General features: G+C 39.0%; 17 protein-coding genes and 1 pseudogene. 6 read left to right on the top strand and 12 right to left on the bottom strand.

Translation table 11 applies throughout. The features are described from left to right. The first annotated feature begins 173 nt into the window (after positions 1-173). On the top strand, positions 174-1,706 hold the full coding sequence (locus PL8927_RS25115; protein WP_083626288.1) for a SagB/ThcOx family dehydrogenase: 1,533 nt from the start codon (positions 174-176) through the stop codon (positions 1,704-1,706). A 90-nt stretch (positions 1,707-1,796) separates the two neighbouring features. On the opposite strand, the gene PL8927_RS25110 is transcribed toward PL8927_RS25115, so the two are convergent. The 9 genes from PL8927_RS25110 to PL8927_RS25070 form a co-directional block, all read right to left on the bottom strand. After that, positions 1,797-2,189, bottom strand: a complete 393-nt coding sequence (locus PL8927_RS25110; RefSeq protein WP_083626285.1) for a Fur family transcriptional regulator — start codon at positions 2,187-2,189, stop codon at positions 1,797-1,799. A 190-nt stretch (positions 2,190-2,379) separates the two neighbouring features. After that, positions 2,380-3,831, bottom strand: coding sequence for a calcium-binding protein (locus PL8927_RS25105; RefSeq protein ID WP_083626282.1), 1,452 nt, complete (start codon positions 3,829-3,831; stop codon positions 2,380-2,382). Positions 3,832-3,871: 40 nt separating this feature from the next. After that, the gene (locus PL8927_RS25100; protein ID WP_083626279.1) at positions 3,872-4,180 is read right to left on the bottom strand and encodes a DUF4347 domain-containing protein; all 309 of its coding nucleotides are present in this window, start codon (positions 4,178-4,180) and stop codon (positions 3,872-3,874) included. Positions 4,181-4,612: 432 nt separating this feature from the next. Next, on the bottom strand, positions 4,613-4,852 hold the full coding sequence (locus PL8927_RS25095) for a type II toxin-antitoxin system HicB family antitoxin (RefSeq protein ID WP_083626276.1): 240 nt from the start codon (positions 4,850-4,852) through the stop codon (positions 4,613-4,615). Beyond that, positions 4,852-5,073 (bottom strand): type II toxin-antitoxin system HicA family toxin, encoded by a 222-nt coding sequence (locus PL8927_RS25090; RefSeq protein ID WP_083626273.1) that lies wholly within the window; start codon positions 5,071-5,073, stop codon positions 4,852-4,854. Before PL8927_RS25090 ends, PL8927_RS25095 begins: the two co-directional genes overlap by 1 nt. A gap of 47 nt (positions 5,074-5,120) precedes the next feature. Next, complete coding sequence (locus PL8927_RS25085) at positions 5,121-5,372, bottom strand: DUF6737 family protein (protein ID WP_083626271.1); 252 nt, start codon at positions 5,370-5,372, stop codon at positions 5,121-5,123. A gap of 59 nt (positions 5,373-5,431) precedes the next feature. Then, positions 5,432-5,626: a DUF2281 domain-containing protein gene (locus tag PL8927_RS25080; protein ID WP_083626268.1), complete on the bottom strand. Its 195-nt coding sequence runs from the start codon at positions 5,624-5,626 to the stop codon at positions 5,432-5,434. A 41-nt stretch (positions 5,627-5,667) separates the two neighbouring features. Then, the gene (gene mfd, locus PL8927_RS25075; RefSeq protein ID WP_083626266.1) at positions 5,668-9,183 is read right to left on the bottom strand and encodes a transcription-repair coupling factor; all 3,516 of its coding nucleotides are present in this window, start codon (positions 9,181-9,183) and stop codon (positions 5,668-5,670) included. A gap of 128 nt (positions 9,184-9,311) precedes the next feature. After that, positions 9,312-10,526, bottom strand: coding sequence for an RNA-guided endonuclease InsQ/TnpB family protein (locus PL8927_RS25070; protein WP_083626569.1), 1,215 nt, complete (start codon positions 10,524-10,526; stop codon positions 9,312-9,314). Between the two features lie 222 nt (positions 10,527-10,748). Here PL8927_RS25070 and PL8927_RS25065 point away from each other — a divergent pair, with 222 nt between their 5' ends. The 3 genes from PL8927_RS25065 to PL8927_RS25055 all read left to right on the top strand — a co-directional run bounded on the left by PL8927_RS25065 (position 10,749) and on the right by PL8927_RS25055 (position 14,490). Then, on the top strand, positions 10,749-12,071 hold the full coding sequence (locus PL8927_RS25065) for a hemolysin family protein (protein WP_083626263.1): 1,323 nt from the start codon (positions 10,749-10,751) through the stop codon (positions 12,069-12,071). 153 nt (positions 12,072-12,224) lie between these two features. Further along, positions 12,225-13,418, top strand: a complete 1,194-nt coding sequence (locus PL8927_RS25060; protein ID WP_083626261.1) for an alginate O-acetyltransferase AlgX-related protein — start codon at positions 12,225-12,227, stop codon at positions 13,416-13,418. Between the two features lies 1 nt (position 13,419). Next, a complete protein-coding gene (locus PL8927_RS25055) occupies positions 13,420-14,490 on the top strand; it encodes an SGNH/GDSL hydrolase family protein (protein WP_083626259.1) in 1,071 nt (356 codons plus the stop codon). A 210-nt stretch (positions 14,491-14,700) separates the two neighbouring features. On the opposite strand, the gene lysS is transcribed toward PL8927_RS25055, so the two are convergent. Next, positions 14,701-16,263 (bottom strand): lysine--tRNA ligase, encoded by a 1,563-nt coding sequence (gene lysS / locus PL8927_RS25050; RefSeq protein ID WP_083626257.1) that lies wholly within the window; start codon positions 16,261-16,263, stop codon positions 14,701-14,703. 333 nt (positions 16,264-16,596) lie between these two features. Between lysS and PL8927_RS25045 the strand changes: the two genes are divergently transcribed. Next, positions 16,597-17,730, top strand: coding sequence for a Rid family detoxifying hydrolase (locus tag PL8927_RS25045; protein ID WP_083626255.1), 1,134 nt, complete (start codon positions 16,597-16,599; stop codon positions 17,728-17,730). Positions 17,731-18,034: 304 nt separating this feature from the next. Here PL8927_RS25045 and PL8927_RS25040 read toward each other — a convergent pair. Together PL8927_RS25040 and PL8927_RS25035 are read right to left on the bottom strand one after the other, a co-directional pair. Further along, a pseudogene (locus PL8927_RS25040) lies at positions 18,035-18,950 on the bottom strand (IS701 family transposase). A 148-nt stretch (positions 18,951-19,098) separates the two neighbouring features. Beyond that, the gene (locus tag PL8927_RS25035) at positions 19,099-20,478 is read right to left on the bottom strand and encodes an MFS transporter (protein WP_083626253.1); all 1,380 of its coding nucleotides are present in this window, start codon (positions 20,476-20,478) and stop codon (positions 19,099-19,101) included. Positions 20,479-20,694: 216 nt separating this feature from the next. On the opposite strand from PL8927_RS25035, the gene PL8927_RS25030 reads away from it, so the two are divergent. Continuing rightward, complete coding sequence (locus PL8927_RS25030) at positions 20,695-22,026, top strand: S8 family serine peptidase (RefSeq protein WP_083626251.1); 1,332 nt, start codon at positions 20,695-20,697, stop codon at positions 22,024-22,026. Positions 22,027-22,128: the final 102 nt, after the last annotated feature.

Below are 22,128 nucleotides of genomic sequence, written 5' to 3'. Positions count from 1 at the left end.
AGTTACAAATTTAAACGCGATGATCAGGATTGATGTTGGGTGTCAGGTATTGGGGATGAGACACCCAAATGTTCCGATGGGTAAAAACCCACTTTAGGAAATAGGAAGAAACCGAAAAGAAAAGTCTACACTAAAGGATAGAAGCATTATTGTTCTGCATGACTGTTAATCTTATGTCAGAATCTCTAAAATCGATTGCCCAACACTACCATGAACGCACGAAATATGACCCCGAAACCCTGGCGTTGAAAAGCCAAACCCTGGACTGGGAAAAACAGCCTATTCCCTTTAAAGAGTATAAAATCGGCACAGTCTTTGATCTCAAACCCTACCTGCGGGATACAGACGAAGCTCCCTCTAGTGACCCTAAAATCCGACTTTGGCAACGTTTGTCCCATTTTTTGCTGCATAGTTATGGTTTAACCGCCAAACTCCCCACGATGGCCGGAGTTCATTATCTTAGAGCGGCACCTTCGGCGGGGGGGTTGTATCCGGCGGAAATTTATTTAATTTCTAGGGGAACTGCAATTCTCCCACCGGGATTGTATCATTACCAAACACAAACCCATTCTTTAGTACAATTTTGGGAAAATCAAGTTTGGCATGAGTTACAGGACGCTTGTTTTTGGCATCCTGCGTTAGCAAATACCCATTTAACCTTGGTAACAACGGCGGTTTTTTTCCGTTCTTTCTGGCGTTATCAAGATCGGGCTTATCGGCGAATTTGTTTAGATACAGGTCATTTATTAGGCAATATTGAATTAATGGCGACGATGAATGATTATCGACCTCATTTAATTGGAGGATTTGCCGATGATATCCTGAATCAATTGTTATATTTAGATGGAGAATCTGAAGGAGCGATCGCTGTTTTAGCTTTAGCAAACTTACTGGAAATTGACGAAAATTTACCCCTTTCAAGAACTGCTTTACCCTCTGCAACTCAAACGGATTATCCTAATATTCCAGAGGGAGAACTGTTAGCGTATTTGCATCAAGCTACTAAGTTAGAAACGGATTCTTCTGGAAGTCAAGGTTGGAAACCGACTCAAACAGATGGAATTTTGGAAGATAAATATAACTTCCCGTTTTGTACCAAAATTTCAACGGTGACGAGTTCAATAGATTGGGGTAAAAATTTATCGGGTTTGGAAAAAACGGTTTTGAAACGGCGATCTACACGGGCTTATAAAGGTTCAGAATTAATGTTAAATGAACTTTTAGCCCTTTTAGATTTTACCTATCAACCTTACCATTATATTCATCAAGGGTTAGATGGTTCTCCCGATTATTTTGATCTGAGTTTAATTGAAACGTTTATTGCTGTATCTGGGGTTAATGGTTTGGAGGATGGCTGTTATTATTATGCTCCCAAAGCTCAGGAATTAAGGCAAATTCGCTTTAAAAATTTTCGCCGGGAGTTGTATTATTTGTGTTTACAACAAGATTTAGGCCGAGATGCGTCGGTAGTCTTATTTCATACGGCAGATTTGAAAAAAGCGATCGCTAATTATGGAGATCGAGTTTACCGTTATTTACATTTAGATGCAGGTCATCTCGGACAACGCTTGAATTTAGCTGCCATTCATCTGCGTTTAGGGGTAAGTGGAATTGGAGGATTTTTTGACGACCAAGTTAACGAAGTTTTGGGTATTCCTACAGATGAAGCTGTGCTTTATATTACCACATTAGGCAGACCGAGGTAGGAACAAGGGGAGGAGGTTTTGGCTGTTTCCCAGACTGACACTGAAACCTAGACGCTTAACTCTTTTCCTCCCTGTTCCCTGTTCCCTGAGTTACATTTGTTGAGCTAGAGCGCAGCGATCGCATAACCCAAAAAACTCTAGGGTGTGGTAATAAATTTTAAAATTGTGGGATTGTTGAAGTTGGGTTTCTAGGTGGTGGACAGGACATTCATCCAGGGGAATAGAACGTCCACATTCAACACAGGTGAGGTGATGTTCATCCTGCTGCATACAACTGTACACCGCCTCCCCGGTTGTTAAGGTGCGGACATGAATTAACCCTTCGCGTTTTAAAGCGTCTAAAGAGCGATAAACCGTTGCTAACCCCATCGTTTGGTTGGTTTTACGCAACTCTAAATAAAGCTCTTGAGCAGAAATGGATCGTTTTAGGGTTTTGAGTTCGACGAGAATTCGGTCTTGACTCCGGGTGCGACGAGGTTTCATTATCAATGTTGTGCAAGTCTGTTGCCTGTTTCAGGGCTATTCTACCAGGATACAACAGATATAGCAGGGAACAGGGAACAGGGAACAGGGAACAGGGAACACCGCAGGAAAAGAGGGACATAAGTTTAGGTTGGAGCATCAGTCTATGTCCTAACACCCCAGGATCGACTGCTATAAGCCTTGCTCCGCGTTAAATAAACATCTCAAAGGCATTATTAGAAATCAACTCGGCTTGTATCCCATTCAGCATCAGTAAAGGTTGATTTCCAAAATAAACTAAAGTTGATGTTCCTTCTTGAGTTAGGGTGAGTTGATCGAAGGTTAAACCCTGACTCAAGAGAATCAAATCTTGTCCAAGTTGAAAATCAGTGATTTGATCTAATCCTGTATCCGCAGCAATTACAAAGCGATCGCTTCCACTCCCCCCAATTAGACTATCATTACCTAAATCACTAAACAACCAGTCATCATTCGCACCTCCTTTGAGGGTATCCGCTTCTTTACCGCCATAGAGGGTATCATTACCTTCACCCCCACACAGTTGACCGATACCTTCATTAGCGGACAGAATATCATTTCCTGCACCCCCCTCTAATTGTTCTAATTCGGAGGTATCTGTAACATTCACAACCTCACCTATACCGCCATAGAGGGTATCATCACCGTCCCCACCGCAGAGAATATCACTTCCTTGATCTCCATACATCAAATCATCGCCATTCTCCCCATAGAGAATATCGTCATCTTCCCCCCCATAGAGGGTATCATTGCCTTCGCCCCCGATTAAAGTATCGTTAAACAGGTTGCTATAAATAACATCATCCCCTGATCCGCCCCACAACAGATCCTCGGAGGGATCAGCTATCATATCTTGGGGGAAGTAACCGCCAAATAGGGTATCATTGCCTTCATCTCCATAAACGGTATCACGGCCTAATTCACCGCGCAGTAGGTCATCTTGTTGACCGCCAAAAATAAAATCATCTCCTTCCCCTGCATAAATCGTATCGTTACCGATACCGCCTTGAATCAGATCATTATTTTCATAACCATAGAGAACATCTTCTTCTTCCCCTTGAGGGGTGACATTGCCATCGGTTACACTGCCAATCAGGGTGTCATTGCCCTCATCGCCATATAGGGTATCATTGCCTTGATCGCCAAAGATCAGGTCATTATTTTTCCCGCCATATCCGATATCATTACCATCATCTCCCAGCAGGGTATCATTATTTTCATTAGCGGAGAGAAAATCATCTCCTGAGCCTCCACTTAGCCAGTCTTGTCCGGTAAGATCACGACCGAATATCGGGGGAATATCATCAATACCTCCAAATAGGCTATCATTTCCTTCTTGACCTTGAAGGGTATCATTATCAAAACTACCCCGAAGTTGATCATTCCCTAGTCCGCCTTCCATCCAAGCGGTGCCTTCTCCTCCATCAATACTATCATTGCCTTCACCGCTATAAATATTGTCATTTCCGGGTAACGCATCAATTACATCATCCCCTCCAAAGGAGAAGATGTCATCATTGGCGGGAGTTCCAACTATATTATCATTCTCATTTGTACCGTTAATAGTTGTTGTGGCAATATTGGGAGAACTTAATCCTAAAACCGGACGTTGTGGAAAGACCACAGTGGGTAATTCAGGAAGCGGAGGACAAAGATTACACTCATCATCGGGTACAACAATTGGAGGGGATAAAGGCGCTATTGTANATTTGAGGTGTATATTGAGTTATAGTATTAACATTTAATTTAGTATTTCCTAATTGTATTTCTGCTGGACTTCCGTGAGAAATAATATGGAGAGATTGAATATTTTTACGGTGAGCCAGAAGAAAAGTTATTTCTTCAATTCCATCTTGCTTGGGAGAAAAAACAATAACTTCTGCGGTTGGTTCAACTTCCTGTAATAAGATTTGATAATCTTCAACACGAGTATCAATAAAAACGATGGCTTTTTTTTGCTGTTGTAATGACATACCGAGATAGTCCTAATTTTAATAAAGGATGAGATTGTAGTTGATTTTTTAGATGCAAATATCGCTGTCACCGAAACCTTTTATCCAGATTTTAGGTTTAGGCTAATCATCTATATTTCAAAGGGAATCCAGAGCTTAAACAGCCTATACAGCTAAGTTTAAGCTGTTCAAATCAATTTCATTGTAGCGAGTGAAATTTCTTTCGTGCTTATACCTAAGATATAGATCTTCAAAAACTCAAACTTTACTATTTTTGTATAATTTTTCAAAATAAATCCTGATTTCCTATGAATATTTTTAAATTTCTGTTCTTGATCTAGTTATAGTGCTATGCACTTTTAGAACAGGAAACAGTTGTTAACTGATCAATTTCTAACCTGATTTAGGACTCTATCCTTTCTATTAATCTGATTAGGTCAAAAGATAATATTCCTATCCTACTTCCAAAACCTTATTTCTTTCCAAAACAGTCAAATTAGGAATAGGTAAAGGTTTTCCGTCTGCTTGATACTCTTCTATTAAAATTTCTAACACTTCTTGAGCATTTTTTAACGCTTCTTCGTATGTTTCTCCGTGTGTATGAAATTGTTGAGTTGGGAATTCAGGAAGATGGACTAAATAGCAATGATCTTCATCAGACCAGAGAATTACAATGGTATAAGGCAGTTTCATTATTCTAACTCCTGTTCTTGAATTTTTCTTAACATTTCTAGTTTTTTATAAACTTCTTTTTCTTGATAAAGTTTAGCATCATTCCCATCTTTTCCTGAAATCGTAATTGGTTCGCTTGGTATTAAAGGATGAATCCATCTTGTATGACTTCCTTTTCCTGAACGATAAACAAACCCTGCTTTTTCTAATAAGCTTTTAAGCTCTCGAATTTTCTTGGGCATGATTAATATAGCTATAAGCTAATTCAATTTCTAACCTCATTAATAACTCATTCCTTATTACTTAAATACTCCTGAGAATAAACCTCAGCCATTAACTTTGGCCAGACTAACAGAAAAAATCCCATCCAAGCTAACAGAGGAATAGCCACTAAAATCGTAATCCAAATAATATGGAATAGAAACCAACTTCCTGAAATTAAGGTAATTCCAGTTAACAGAATTGACCAAGGTTGACACCACCAGGGTTTATAATTCCAGGGGTTAAATGCTTGGGTTTGAGAAGATTTTGGATCAATCATTGTATTTATTAACTCTATAACTCAGAAAATTATTGCTGATGGGGTTAAGTCCCTACCTTTTACAAATTCTGCCATGCTTCATCCTCCTCTGGCTGTAACCAATCTTTTTGTAAGGAAGATTCACTGATCACACTCATTTCTAACTTATCTTGCTGGTATTTGGCTTTAAGGAATTGCAGAAAATCCCAAACTTCTTGTAAAATAAAGTCAGGACTATTTTCTACTTCCTTAATTAACAATTCTTTCCTGTTCATATTTTTTGTTATTTTTTAATAATTTAGAACAACAAGATGATCTAAACAACAGAATTCTCCGGTAAAGCGGTTTGCATTTGCGCTAACCAAATCACCAAGGATTCTAACTGTTTATCCGCACTTAATACCGCTAATCCTCGCACTGTAACTTTACCTTTACTATACACAAACCGAGTGTGTAAACTTTCCGATAAATTGGCTTTTAATAAATTCCAGGCGGGTTCCTCCATTGGCGTTTCTAATAAAATATGTTGTTTCCCATCAGGTTTAATTCGAGAAAAGCCTAATTTCTTAGCAATTTGTTTGAGTTCCATAATTCTAATTAATTGCCGCGCAGGCGTTGGAATTGGGCCATAGCGATCGCACCAATCTTCCTCAATTCGAGATAATTCATCTCGACTTTGACAAGCCGCCACTGACCGATAGGCAGTCATTTTTTGATCTAAATCAGGGATATAATCAGAAGGAATAAAGGCGGTTAAACTTAAATCAATTTGAGTATCATCAACCTGCGGGATTTCTTGACCTTTGACTTCTTGAATGGATTCTTGTAACATTTCACTATAAAGATCAAACCCGACAACATCCATTTGACCTGATTGTTCAGCCCCTAAAATATCACCCGCGCCCCGAATTTCTAAGTCTCGCATCGCTAATTGATAGCCCGATCCTAACTGGGTAAATTCTTGAATAGCCCTCAATCTTTTGCGAGCATCATCCGTTAAATTAACCCGTCCATCGGCGGTGGTGGGATAGAATAACCAGGCGTGAGCTTGCACTCCTGAACGTCCGACGCGACCCCGTAATTGATACAATTGAGCTAACCCGAAACGGTGAGCATCTTCAACTAAAATCGTGTTAACTCTGGGAATATCTAACCCCGATTCAATAATCGTTGTACAGACTAAAACATCCGCTTCTCCCGCACTAAAAGTTAACATAATCGATTCTAATTCAGAAGCGTCTATTTGTCCGTGAGCGATCGCTAATCTTACCCCTGGAATCATCTCTCGAATTTGAGCAGATTTTTCTTCAATTCCTTCTATTTTAGGGACAACATAAAACACCTGTCCGCCCCGATCTAATTCTTGACGAATGGCTGTTCTTACGGTTTCTAAACTTAACGGAGCTAAATGGGTTTGAATCGGGCGACGCGAAGGCGGAGGCGTGGTAATTAAACTCATTTCTCGAATTCCCGATAATGCCATATATAAAGTTCGAGGAATAGGAGTAGCGGTTAAAGTTAAAACATCAACATGGGTTTTTAAGCTCTTAATTTTTTCCTTTTGGTTGACTCCAAACCGTTGTTCTTCGTCAACGACTAATAACCCTAAATCTTTAAAATGTACCCCTTTTCCCAGTAAGGATTGAGTTCCGACAATCACATCAATTTCTCCGGTTGTTAACCGTTTTAAGATCTCTTGTTTTTCGGAAGCGGTGCGAAAACGATTAATTAAAGCAACTTCGATGGGATAGGGAGCAAATCGTTCTTTTAAGGTGTGATAATGTTGTTGAGTTAAAATCGTAGTCGGGGCTAATAATGCCACCTGTTTTTCAGCAGTAACAGCCTTAAAAATTGCCCGAATTGCTACTTCTGTTTTGCCAAATCCCACATCTCCACAAACTAAACGATCCATCGGCCGATCGCTTTCCATATCCCGTTTTACGTCTTGGGTGGATTTAATTTGATCGGGAGTCGCTTGATAGGAAAAAGAGTCTTCGAGTTCCTGTTGCCAAGGCATATCGTGGGGGAACGCATAGCCTGTTTGTTCGGCGCGTTGGGCGTATAATTTTAATAAATCAACGGCTAATTTATTTAAGGATTTTTTGACTTTTTCTTTGGTTTTTTCCCAAGCTTGTCCAGTCAGTTTATTCAGGTGGGGAACTTTGCCCCCGGTACTTCTAAACCGCGATAAACTCCCGACTTGATCGGCGGCAACCCGTAACGTCCCATCTTCATATTGTAATAACAAATATTCACGGGTTTCGTTATTAATAACCAGGCTTTCTAATTTAGTAAATCGCCCTACACCATGTTGACGATGAACAACAAAATCTCCGGGTCGGAGTTTATTCAGTTCAACTTGTTTAGAAGCCGCCCGCCGTCGTTTTCTAATATATCCGTGTGTAGCGAGGGAATGTTGCCCATAAAATTCTCGGTCAGTAATTAAAACTAACCGAAATGTCGGTAAAATAAACCCTTCTAATTCGGCAAGTCCAGTATATTTTAAAGCAATGGGAGTATTTTTAATTAAGCCATCAATGGCGGGATAATCACGGGGGTTAGGAATGAATTTAGAGGGACAATCATGTTCTGATAATAAAGCAACCGACCGACTGGGTTGGGCAGAGACTAAAAAGACTGAAAAATGTCGATTTCGTTCATAACGAATTAATTCTGCTAGTTTAGCAAATTGATGGGGAGTGGCGGGAACGGGACGAGAGGATAAATTTAAACTAGGAACATCAGTAATATTAACCAGAGTGGGTTGATAATCCCCTAATTCTGATAGATAAAGTTTATCAAAGGATTCGATTTTTTGCAGAGATTCAGCAAACGGACGATGAATTTTAGGTAATTTTTGGGGTAAGGCTTGCCATTGTTCTTCAATATGTTCTAACCAGCGATCGCTATGGGCACAACATTGATCCGGTTCATCAATTGCAATTAAGGTGGTATCTGTTAAATAATCTAATAAAGAAGCGGGTTTTTCAAAGGCTAAACCTAATAAGGGATGATAGGATTTTGGAGGTTTATAATTAGAATTATCGAGTTGAAATTCGGGAATAGGAGTTGGGGGAATGATTTCAGTAATTAAGGTTTCAGCCTCAGCTAAATTCCCTTGAATCATTACATCAAAATTCGTCGGGGTCAGAATTAGACTTTCAATTTTATCTAAAGATCTTTGGGTGGTGGGATCGAGTTCTCGAAGTTGTTCTAATTCATCCCCAAACCATTCTAAACGCACAGGCAATTCTGCCGCCACTGGAAAAATATCAACAATATCCCCTCGCCGACTCCATTGGCCTTCGGTTTCCACCAAGGAAACTCGTTCATAACCTAACTTGGCGAACTGTTCATCTAGGGTTTTCCCCTCCGACGTCATCCCCCGATACACCGTTAAACAATAGGGTTGAAAGACCTCAACGGGGGGTAAATGGGGCTGTAAACTCCGTTCTGTGGCCACGATCGCAACGGGAATCGGGGAAGGAGTCTGCAACCGTCCGGCTAAATCTGCTAATACCTGCATTTGGCCCCAGGTCATTTCTTCGGAGGCCACCGACTCGTAGGGGGACGCCTCAGAAGTCGGGTAAAAGTGAACCGTAGCCCATCCCATCGCCTCCAGTTGGGCGGCCCAGCGTCCCGCCTCCTCTAAAGTTGCCGTCACCACCAATAAATTTAATCCCGACTCCTGGGCTAAGGTGGACGCGACTAACCCCTTGGGAATGCGAGAGATCCCGTTGAGGTAGAGAGCCTGAAATTTATTGAGTTTGATCAGGAGTTCAGCCGTTAAAGGCGATCGCCCCAATGCACGCACGATAGAGGAAAATGTCATATTAGAGGAGGGAACAGGGAACAGGGAACAGGGAACAGATAGAGAAACACTATCGTTCTCCTATTTTAAGGAATTCCAGAAGATTCGATCTCGAAAGGTTGACATCTTTCCAACACCAACGATCAAGCTTATGGTGTGGGATTCCCAAGACTCACGACTTGGATTTTCTGCTTCCGTCCCTTCCGGGTTTTCGCACCTGCCTCAACAGATTTACTCTGTTCCGGTCTTACAGTCGCTCCACAGACTGATACGGCCAGCCCGGCCGCCAAAATGTTATTTGCCGCATTAATATCACGGTCATGATGTGTCCCACAATTAGGACAATCCCATTCCCTGATATTTAATGGTAATTTATCTAAAATGTGTCCACAGTTTCCACAACGTTTGGAACTGGGAAACCATCGGTCTATTTTAATCAATTTTCGCCCGTACCATTCAGCTTTATAGGTTAACTGACGGACAAATTCTGCCCAATTCGCATCATTAATTGCTCTAGCTAATTTAGTATTTAAGACCAGATTTCTCACGGCTAAATCCTCAACCACTATCGTTTGGTTTTCCCGAATCAGTTGAGTGGTTAGCTTGTGAGTAGAATCCCGTCTACAATCGACAATTTTGGCATGAATTCGGGCTACTGTTTTTCGAGCTTTCTCTCGATTTTTTGATCCCGGTATTTTTCGACTCAAAGATTTTTGAGCCAGTCGAAGTTTTTTGTATAACTGATTAAAGTGTTTAGGATTGGCAACCTTAACTCCATCAGATGTTGTCAATAGACTAGAAATTCCTAAATCTATTCCGACATTTTTATCGGTTGGCTCTAACTTGTTATGAGTTGGGTCATCAATTCTTACGGAGACAAACCATCGACCACTAGGGTCTAACTTAACTGTTATAGTTGAAGGTTGACATTCTTTTGGAAGTTGACGACTCCACCGTATCGGTAACGGTTGTTTATTCTTAGCTAGATAAATTTCACCGTTTTTATAGGTGAATGCAGCTTTGGTAAATTCTGCACTACCTCCCTGACGTTTTTTCTTGAAGTTCGGATATTGAGCCCGACCTGCGAAGAAGTTGGTAAAAGCGGTTTGCAGATGTCTTAATCCTTGTTGAAGTGGAACTGAGCTAACATCATTTAGAAAGTTCAGTTCTTCTTCTTTTTTCCATTCAGTTAACTGGGAAGATGTTTCACAATAACCTACTCGTTCTTTTTTTTCATACCAGGCTTGGATTCTGGCTGCTAATGCTTTATTGTAGATTAGTCGAACACACCCCAATGTTCTCCTCAACAGGTCTTCTTGTTCAGGAGTTGGATAGAATCGGTAGCGGTAGGCTTTTTCTGTCATACAAAACATTTTAATACGGAATCTGTAATTTGTTTTTTGATGTCCCGCCATTCATCCCGACACCAACGTTCCTTATGGTGCGGGTCTTCTGGCTCCCATTTTCGATAATATAATTTTCCCCTCTCAACGCAGATGACACAATTCTACCTTTGGGGTTTAGGATAATGACATCTCGATGTGATCGGTTATTTTGATCTTTTATCGTCCTACCCTGACTCCAAAATGCCATCTGTGATCCAAGAAATTCTGATTGTTTTCCTGCTGATTGTAGCGAATGGCGTTTTTGCTATGTCAGAAATCGCCATCCTTTCTGCTCGTAAAGTTCGCTTACAACAGTTAGCCAATCAAGGGAATAAAAAAGCAAAAGTTGCTTTAGAATTAGCCAATTCTCCCAATCGTTTCCTATCAACGGTGCAAGTCGGAATTACCTTAATTGGTATTTTAGCAGGTGCCTTTGGAGGAGCAGCAATTTCTGCCCGATTAGACACCCAACTTAAGCAAATTCCGATTTTAGCCCCCTACAGTAATGCGATTAGTTTTACAATTGTTGTCATCACGATTACCTATTTATCATTAATTGTAGGGGAATTAGTGCCTAAACGGTTGGCTCTCAATTCTCCAGAATCGATCGCAACTGCCGTTTCTATTCCGATGCGTTGGTTATCTAAGATTAGTTCCCCCGTGGTTCATTTATTGAGTATGTCTACAGAATTAATTTTAAGGCTTTTAGGCAGTCACGCCTCAACAGAACCGGAAGTCACAGAAGAAGAAATTAAAATTCTAATTGAACAAGGCACAAGATCAGGAATTGTTGAGGAAACGGAACAAAGTATTGTCGGCCGAGTATTTGAATTGGGCGATCGCCAAGTTAGAACATTAATGACACCTCGCCCCGATATTTTTTGGATTGATATTGATGATTCCGCCGAAGAAAATCGTCAGAGTATTTCCGAAAGTTCCTACACTCGGATTTTAGTTTGTCAGGAAGAGTTAGATCATGTTTTAGGGTTTGTTAAGGTCACGGATTTATTAACCCAATTATTATCCGGTCAAAACTGGGATTTAACCGCAAATATCCGCCGTCCCTTATTTGTTCCTCAAACCACTTCTGTTTTAAAGATTTTAGAATTATTTAAACAGGGTGAAACCCATTTTGCCGTGGTCGTAGATGAATATGGGGTGATTCAAGGATTAGTCACTTTAAATGATATTTTAATGGAATTAGTCGGGGATATGCCCTCCTGGGATAATCCCGAAGAACCTCAAAAAGTTCAACGAGAAGATGGATCTTGGCTCTTAGATGGAATGTTACCCGTTGAAGAATTTTTGGAGTTATTTGGTTTAGAAGATTTATTAGAAGAATCCGAAGGAAACTATCACACCGTTGGGGGATTTGTGATTACCCAGTTAGGCAAAATTCCGGCGGCTGCGGATCATTTTGAATGGCAAAATCTCCGCATAGAAGTGATGGATATGGATGGAAACCGGGTTGATAAAGTGTTAATTATACCCCCGCTTCTACAGGAAAACAACGAGCTTATCTAACCTGGAAAGAAATAAATTTTTCTCTTGATTAAGCTAGAATTTAGGAAGCGTGCGATCGCTATAAACCTATGCAGGTTAGTGTTTATAACTTCTTTGTGTCTTTTGTGTCTTTGTGGTTAAATTAATCTTTTCTGCTATAATTTCAGGCTATTTATGATTAAAAAATCTCTATTCAAAATCCTGCTCTTGTTATTCTGTTGGACAATCTTACCCTTATTTTTAGTAGAAGTCTTAATGATTGTCCTAGAACCCTATTTATCTCAAGGACTATATCAATATGATCCCGATTTAGGGTTTAAAATCCGTCCTTACGCCAATGGAAATAATCAATTTGGGTTTAATGATCGCGATTATTCCCTACAAAAAGAACCCGGAAAATATCGAATTTTAGTCATCAGTGATTCCTTTAATTGGGCGGGAGGAAAAGAGGGAAACTATACCGCTTTATTAGAAAAAAGATTTGCACAATATTATCAAAATTCTCAAGTAGAAGTGATTAATACCGGATACCCCGGAACCCATACCGGGGAACAATTAGCGATGTTAAAAAAATATGCCCTCCAATATCATCCTGATTTAGTCGTATTAGGTTTTTTTGTGGGGAATGATTTTATTGATGCTAAACCCAACCGCAAACGAATTATTGTTAATGATATTTATATTGATATTGATCAACGTAAAGAATTAAAACTATGGGGTTATCCGATTATTAAGCAATCTCGTTTATTGTTATTTATCCAACAAAAATATAAAGTATTTCAAGAAGCAAAAAAAGCCCAACAACACTCACTTTTACCGTCCTCCTCTCTCTATCAATTTCAAGAAGTTGCTAATCAATCTCAACCCGAAAAATCCCTCGGTATTTTATCCCTAGAAACCTTTCTGGACACGGAAAAAACCCGGTTAGATTTTTGTAAACGTCAAGATGTACAAAAAGGGGTTTGGAGTGATAATATTAACTACATTCTCCAAAGCATTAATGAAATGAATAGGCTGTTAAGCCAGCAAAATATTCAGTTTATTGTTGCAATTTATCCCGATGAGTTCCAAGTTAATCCTAATTTATTAAACCAAATTGCTCAAAAACATGAATTAAATTTAGCCAAATATGACCCCACCTGTATGCAGAGTATTTTGATTCCCTATCTCAAATCACAACAAATTTCTTATCTTGATTTCCTCCCTCGGTTTCAAGCGGAACAAAAAACTCGTCCGTTATATCTGTTACAAGAACCTCATTGGAATACCGCCGGAAATCAACTCGCTGCTGAAATTCTCTTTGAGAATTTAATCGAAAAAACTCAGCAATTTTTTAAACGTTTATCTCCTTCTCCTAAAAAGATTTAAAATGCAAAAAACTAAACTAAAAGCCTTAACTAAAATCCTCGGACAAACTGCTTTAATTGCTTTAATTACCTTTGTTATGTCCGAAATTACCCTCAGAATTTATAATAAAATTAATCCTAGCTTTGTCTTTTATGATTCCTCTTACAACCGTTTTCGCGGAAAACCCAACGCTCCCGATTATGATTTTAAGTTAAATTCCCAAGGCTTTAAAGACGTTGAATTTACCGTTGAAAAACCTGCGGAAACCTATCGAATTTTAGGTATAGGAGATTCTTTTACTTATGGTGTTGTTCCCTATCAATATAATTATTTAACTGTTTTAGAAGAAAAATTAAATAAATCGGGTCAAAAAACGGAAGTAATTAATATGGGAATTCCCGGTATGGGCCCAAGGGATTATTTATCTATTTTAGTCAATGAAGGATTAAAACTTAATCCAGATAGAGTAGTATTATCCTTCTATATTGGTAATGATTTTTTAGATAATTACATGACCGCTAACCTGAGAACAGAGGAAAAATCATACATGATAGCTTTAATTAAATCTATGATTAAGATTCAAAGCAATTATAAAGGTAAAGTTCTCAACCCCACAACCGTTCAATATAATGATAATCTACCGACCTTTACTGATGAAAAGTATCTCGAAGATACTATCAACAAAAGTAATATGTTTGTTAGAAATCCAGCCGATGGTATGTTTAAAGGCTTTGTAGATGATGCAGTTAAAGATTTAATTAAAATTAAACAAATTTGTGATTCTCAAAATATCCCTTTAACAATTGTAATTATTCCTGATGAAGTTCAAGTTAATTCACAACTTCAAAAACAAGTCAAACAAGCATTTGATCCCAATAATCAAAATTTATTAGATTTTGAAATCTCCAACCGACTGTTAACAGAACAGTTACAGCAAGCCAATATTGATTATCTGGATTTATTACCTGATTTTAAAGCAACTGCTCAAAAAACTCCCCTCTATAAACCCAATGATACCCACTGGAATATCGCTGGAAACCGTTTAGCAGCAGAATTAATTACCCAACATCTCACCGCAAAAAATCAACCTTAGAAACGAGGTTTTTAGCTGTAGAAGAAACCACAAAGACACGAAGACACGAAGACACGGATGAGCTTAATTTTATCAGTTAGATTTCCAGAATAAGAAACGGATGAAGTAGGGACTAAAAAACCCAGTTTCTCAGAGAAACCGGGTTTTTGGCTTGTACCTCAGACAAATGTACACCCCTATAAATTTTGAAATCCTCCGGGGGGTCTACTTCTAAATAGTGGTTCGCATCGTGGGGAACATAATCACATCTCGAATACTAGCAGTATTCGTAAATAACATAATTAATCGATCAATTCCTATTCCCATTCCCCCACAATTTGGCATTCCTAAAGACAATGCTTGAATAAAGTCTTCATCCATTGGATGTGCTTCTTCATCCCCGGCATTTTTCTGAGCTAATTGTTCTTCAAATCGTTTCCGTTGGTCTTGAGGATCATTTAATTCTGAAAAACCATTAGAATATTCTGTCCCGTGAATAAATAACTCAAAGCGTTCCACAAATCCCGGTTTAGAACGATGACGTTTGGCTAAAGGACTGACTTCTACCGGAAATTCTGTAATAAAAGTCGGCTGCATTAATTGAGGAGAAACTAATTTATCAAAGACCGCATAAAGGACATATCCCAAACTTTGACTGTCTAATTTGGATAAATGTAACCCTAAATCTTCAGCCGATTTTAGAGCTTCATCTAATTCTAAAGTATCAAAATCTAACCCTGTTTTTTCCCGCACCGCTTCCACCATAGTTTGAACTTTCCAATGGTTTCCCGTAAAGGTTGGATATTGTTCAGAATAGTTATATTTCCGTTCTAAACTAATCGTGTCCCCCTGATATTCTAGTTCCATTTTATCTCCGAAAAGATTCGCTGCGATCGCACAAATTAAATCCTCTACTAAAGTCATTAAATCAAAATAATCTGCATAAGCTTGATACAATTCTATTGAAGTAAATTCGGGGTTATGGGTGCTATCAATGCCTTCATTTCTAAACACTCGCCCCATTTCAAATACCCGTTCAAACCCCCCACAAATTGCTCGTTTTAAATGCAGTTCCGTGGCTATTCGCAGATATAAATTAATATCTAAAGCATTATGATGGGTGACAAAAGGACGCGCCGCCGCACCGCCATAAATAGCTTGTAATACGGGAGTTTCTAATTCCTCAAAACAATGATCCCATAAATAAGTCCGAATTCTTTTTAAAATCAGATTTCTAAGTTTAAAAGTTTCTAAGGATTTCGGGTTACTTACTAAATCAATTTCTCGATGGCGACGACACAATTCCGGGTCATTAATTCCATAATAGGAATCAGGAAAAGGCATCGTTGCTTTAGAAATCACAAAAATCCGTTCAACTTGTACGGATAATTCCCCTCGGTTCGTGCGACATCCTATTCCTTCGGCGGCAATAAAATCTCCTAAATCGAGATATTTTTTAACCTGATTAAAGGATAATCCCGTTTCACCAGTGACTAATTTTTTCTCTAGTTTGAGTTGAAGGGTTCCCGCAATATCCGTTAACCCAATAAACCCAATACTTCCACTATCCCGTTTAAAGGTAATACGTCCACAAACAGTTAAAGGAACAGCGTCCGGGTCGCTTTCTCCATCATTTAATTCTTTCCCCGGTTGTGCGAATAAATCTTTAATTTGTTGGGTGGTATGTGACCGTTGAAGGGAGTGACTGGGATAGGGTTCTATTCCCAATTCTCTCAACTCATCGACTTTCTGAGAACGAACTTCTACTTCATTGCGGGTTTCATTTTTAGCCATGTTGATGATTTCCTATATCAATTTAAGTCCAATCTTTTATGATAACAGTGATTGGCTATTATTTGTAATTATTGTTAAAGTAGGGTGCGTAAGCTCCGCGCACGCACCATCAATTATATATAACAATCATCAAGGTTTTTTGTTCTGATTCTGTTAATAGGGTTAATAGGTGCGTGCGGCTTCGCCTTACACACCCTACTAGACCTGTCGGGTGTTCCATCAACGCGGACGCACCATCAATTATTATTAGAATATAAGGAAAGTGTTGTAATGAGAATATTCAGAAGTTCATCTTAATGATAAACTAATATAAGGATAATTAAGAGGTAAATTATGGACGCTAAAGAATTGTTAGAGAAATATGCTCAAGGTGAACGGGATTTTGAGGGCGTAGAACTTTGTGGAGTAGATTTACAAAATGCTAATTTAACAGGAATCAACCTTAAAGAAGCAGATTTGACAAAAGCTAACTTCACTAAAGCAATACTGACCTCAGCTAATTTGACTAACGCTTGTTTAGATTCAGCTAACTTAAGAGAAACAAATTTTAGTCAAGCAATACTGACTGAAGCCGACCTCCAAAGCTCAAGTCTAATTGCTACTAATTTTGAAGATGCTGATTTACAAGGTGCGGATTTAAGAAATGTTAATTACTCTGGTGTTAAGTCAAGTAGAGCTAATTTTGCAGAAGCTAATCTAAGTTCTTTAAATCTTGTAGGTCAAAAATTTTTTGATGTAAATTTTCAAGGAACTGATTTTGCTAATACTGATCTTCGAGAGGCTGACTTATCTTATTTAGATTTAACGGGAGCAGATTTTAGGTTTGCTAACCTTGAATCAGCAAATCTACGTTCTGCTTGTTTAAAAAATGCTAACCTGAAGCTGGCAAATCTTAAAAAGGCTAATTTGATCAGAGCCAATGTTGAAAAAGCCAGTTTCATTGGTGCTAGACTAAATTTAGCTAATATCTATTTGGCTAACTTTGAGGAAGCTGAAACCTTAGCCTCAGTAATGCCTGATGATACCATTAATGACCCAGACAATTATACAATTATTATCGGAGAAGAAAAACAAACTGTTATGACTCGCAAGATCATTAAAACCGAAAACGCACCTAAACCCGTTGGCCCTTATAATCAAGCGGTAATGGTCAATAACATGATCTTTTTATCGGGACAAATTGCCATTGACCCTCGCATAGACCAAATTGTTTATCCCGATGACATCACCAAACAAACCGAAAGAGTAATGTCAAATTTAGAAGCCGTATTAACCGAAGCAGGTGCTACTTGGGAAAACGTTGTTAAAACCACCATATTTTTAAAAGATATGAACGATTTTACCCAAGTTAATGAAGTTTATTCTAAATATTTTAAACCCGAAACAGCCCCCGCTAGAGCCACCGTTGAAGTTTCCCGTCTTCCCAAAGATGTATTAGTAGAAATCGAGTGTATCGCAGTTATTTAAACCGTAGGGTGCGTAAGCTCCGCGCACGCACCATTAATTTACACCCGTAGGGTGCGTAAGCTCCGCGCACGCACCATCAATTATCTATAATAATCATCAAGGTTTTCCTAATTCGGTGAATTTGGTGCGTGCGGCTTCGCCTTACGCACCCTACTTTATCAGGACTTACGCAAGGACACTATATATAGCGCATTAAAGATCAGGCGATCGCCTGATTCAGACAGAAGCGCGATGGCGTAGCCGTCGCCTGTCGGCATCGCGCTGATAAAAAGAGAATCAATCTGTATTTGAATTGATCAGTAAACTAAATAAATGAAAGCTTGAGAGAGGGATGTTTAAGCTCTTGGCTGAGGTAATCTGCTAACAAACTAGCTTTTAACTGATAGACAGTTTGAGAAACTTTCTTAGCCATACGAGTCAGAAAAACCCAAACTAATAAAGCACAAGCAATGTGATTTTTCTGAATACTCGCTCGACGACATTGGCAAGATTCTATCCCGGTTAATTGTTTAATTTCTCGGTGGAATTCCTCAATTTTCCATCGCAGTTTACATTCAGATATGACCTCATCTATTGAAGACTGATTTAAATCATTGTTTTTCTTCAATTTCAGACCAAATTAACTGTTCAATAGGCTGATATTTTTTTTGACCCCCTGTATCATCAACTAACCGATTTTTTTTGAGCGGAACATAATAAATTTTCCCTAAATTATCAATCAAAGCCATTAGCTTTTGGGCTGCGTACCAACTATCCATAAGCACTTTCGCTACAGGAATCTTTTTTTTAAAGACGACATCATTCAGCATATCTGCTACATGATCCAGCTTGGTGTGACCATCCCCATCTGGGTCATAAATTCGATAATCAATCACTGAATAGTATCCCGTTTCGGGATTTACATAAATACAGCTTATTAAACCAATTCCTCTAATCACTCGATGTTCATTGCCGCTATATTGACGGCGGACAAGTTCAATTTTCGAGGAAAATCTCTTGTCGAGTACCGTATCATCAAAAACTAAACAAGCTTCGGGATGGCTCTGAAGTTCTGAATGCACTTTTTCCCAAATCACTTCGGGTGTTAAGTTTTCTGAATTCAAGTAACGATTAATTGTATCATGGCTAAACTTTTGAATATGTGCAGCAAAGTTAGTTAGAGTATAGTTGATTTGGCTACTCAGGAGATATTGGCAATAGTATAGATAATTGATGCTCATAATTTTTGGGCATAAATTCTGATGCTATTTTAACATTCATTATTATCCGTTTCTAGATTTCTTTTGGGTTAGCGATCGCCTTTGAGTTCCGAGCGCGATCGCGCTTCTCATGAGTACGCTACATATAGCGTAACTGCGTAAGTCCTGTTTATATGTTTTCGTCATCGAGTCCGGGTCGAGGGATAGATTTTATATTATGTTCATCTTTAATCGGAATAAAGAAGATTGTTAATAAACCTGGAATTACCGCCATTGCACTTAATAAAAAGTAGTTTTGATAGCCTAAATTCGCTTGAATATACCCACTAAATACCCCTGGAATTAATACCCCCGCCGCCATAAATGCCGTTGTAATTGCATAATGGGAGGCTTTATATTCAGGACGAACCGTTTGCATTAAAAAGACTGTATAGGCTGCTACCCCTAAACCATAGGTGAACTGTTCAATGGAATTAACAACATAAGCCCAAATAATTTCCGGTTGAGTTTTGGCTAATAACCAATAAAAGATATTAGTAAAATTTTGGAGAATTGCCATCGGCCATATCCAAGTTTTTAACCCTTGTTTGGCAATTAAAAACCCTCCTAATAATCCTCCAAATAATAGGAAAATCACCCCAACTGTTCCCGATAAAATCCCAATTTCGGCGGTTGAAATGCCTAACCCTCCTTTTGCGGCTGTATCCATTAAAAAAGGAGTTGCCATTTTGAAGGTTAAGGCATCTCCTAAACGGAATAATAAAATAAAAGCGATAATCCAACCGATTTTATATTGAGTAAAATAGGTTTTATAGGAGTTCAGGAAGTTAGCAGAATTTGATAGATTTTCCGTTTCTGAAAACGTTACTTTTTCTGGCTTAGGTAAATATATTTTCTGAAATCCGTAGATGAGTAAAAAGATTAAACTCGCTAGAGAAAAAGCGATCGCCCATCCCCATCCTAATGCAGGAAGTGAAAAATCAGACCCCAAAAACTTTAAGGGAACCAAATTATATGTAATTTCCCCCGTTGGACTTTTCTCATCAATATATTGTTCAGCAATATGTCCGGCTAAAAATACTAACCCGCCACCTCCAGCTAAAACCGCCATCCGATAAGCGGTGTTTCTAACTCCTACATAAAACGCCTGTTGGTCTAAATTTAACACCGTTAAATAAAAGCCATCAATGGCGATATCATGGGTAGCACTAGCAAAGGCAATGAGGGAAAAAATTACAATCGAAAACGGAATTGCTGAGGGAAATGGTGCACCCAATGCTAAAATTAAAAATAGAATTGCACATACAATTTCCATCCTTAAAATCCATCGCCGTTTGGTTGAATAAATATCAACAATTGGCCCCCATAATCCTTTCATCACCCAAGGGAGAGATAACAAACTGGTTAATCCAATTAATTCATTACTCGCCCCTAACCCTTTAAAAAAAACCACTGACATTGTATTGACAACGGTATAGGGAAATCCTTGGGCAAAATATAAAATTGAAATCCACCAACCCGGATGCAATTTTTTATCTACGTTTTTCATTGTGAATTTTAATAAAAAAACCGTTAATTATCGTGATCATTGTTTAATCCTACAGGAATACTGGATCTCTGCCAAGTGATCAAATTACCCTGAATCTCAAGATTTAAGCTAGAACAAGAAGACTAATATCCTGAACGGAATTTACCCTCTATCCCTTGGGTCAGAAAATTAGTACACTGGGCTCAAGGATTATTATTAAAACGGAGTCAACCCTAAATGACAACTCAATCTAAAATTTCTCCCGCTTTTGAACCCTTTTTAGGCCACAGTCAACCCAATGCCCGAAAAGATGCCATTGTTATTTATAGAGGTTTAGTGTCTCCAGGGTCAATGCCTCAACCAGGAACTGCTGCTTATTTTGAAACCTTAAAACAACAAGAACAAACCAATCAATCCATTGCCAATAAAATTATTAATGATTATCAAAGTGCTACTCGTCAATCCTTTTATGCAGAACCCGTTGGTCGGGGAAGTTTACCCATCGCCCAAATTGAAGTAACCCGTCAAAGTTTACCCATTTTAGCAGAACATCCTGATGTTGTTGCTATTCTGCCTAACCAAAAAATTCATTTAATTGAACCCAAAGGAGTTGATTATTCTGGCTTGCAAAAACAAGAATTAGAGGATAAAATAACTTGGGGATTAAAACGGTTAGAAATTCCGAAAGTTTGGGAAACAACTCAAGGAGAAAATGTTACCGTTGCGGTCTTAGATTCCGGGGTACATGGAGACCATCCCGCTTTAAAAGGACGGGTAAAAGATTTTATTGTTATTGACCCGTTAGGACGTCGAATTACCGCCACCCCCAGCTTTGATGGTGGACAACATGGAACCCACGTTTGCGGCACAATTGCGGGGGGAAAAACCGAGGAGGGTTTGTCTATTGGTGTCGCACCTCAAGCGAATTTAATTGTTGCTGGGGTATTAGTGGGAGACGCAACTTTATTAACCTTAATTGAAGGGATCTCTTGGACGGTGGAAAAAGGGGCAAAAATTATTAATATGTCCTTGGGATTGAGTTATTATGAACCTTTATTTCCCCAAGTTTTTGATATTTTAGTCAATCAATACGGAATTTTACCCATTGTCGCCATTGGAAACGAAAATCACGGAAATACGAGTTCTCCAGGTAATGCTTATAATGCCTTTTCTGTGGGTGCTGTGGAACAAATTGAGACAGATAATCTGGGAATTACATTTTTTAGTAGTGGCGCCAGTTTAGTGTTTCCGGCGGACTCTCCTAACGCCTGGGTGACAAAACCGGATGTTTCTGCTCCCGGAGCCCAGATTTATTCCTGTATTCCTCCGGTGAAAATGGATAACGGCGTTTTTCAATATACCTACATGGACGGGACATCAATGGCTACGCCCCACATCGCCGGAATTGCAGCGTTATTGATGTCAGCCTATCCCGAAGCTCCGTTAAGTAAGATTATTGATGTTTTGAAGAAAACCGCCTATCATCCGGGGGGTGAAGAACAACGTCCCGATAACCGTTGGGGTTGGGGAATGGTGCGACCGTTAGAAGCGTTAAAAGCGTTGAAATAGATGGGTTGACGGTTGACTGATTAATGGGTTTGTAGGGGCGGGTTTAGTAGAATCACTGTTAATTAGGAATGATATTTTACTCCCGTTGCCCCTACACCTGAA

Source organism: Planktothrix serta PCC 8927, from assembly GCF_900010725.2.
GTDB classification, from domain to species: domain Bacteria; phylum Cyanobacteriota; class Cyanobacteriia; order Cyanobacteriales; family Microcoleaceae; genus Planktothrix; species Planktothrix serta.
This window is presented reverse-complemented; position numbering and strand designations above follow the sequence as displayed.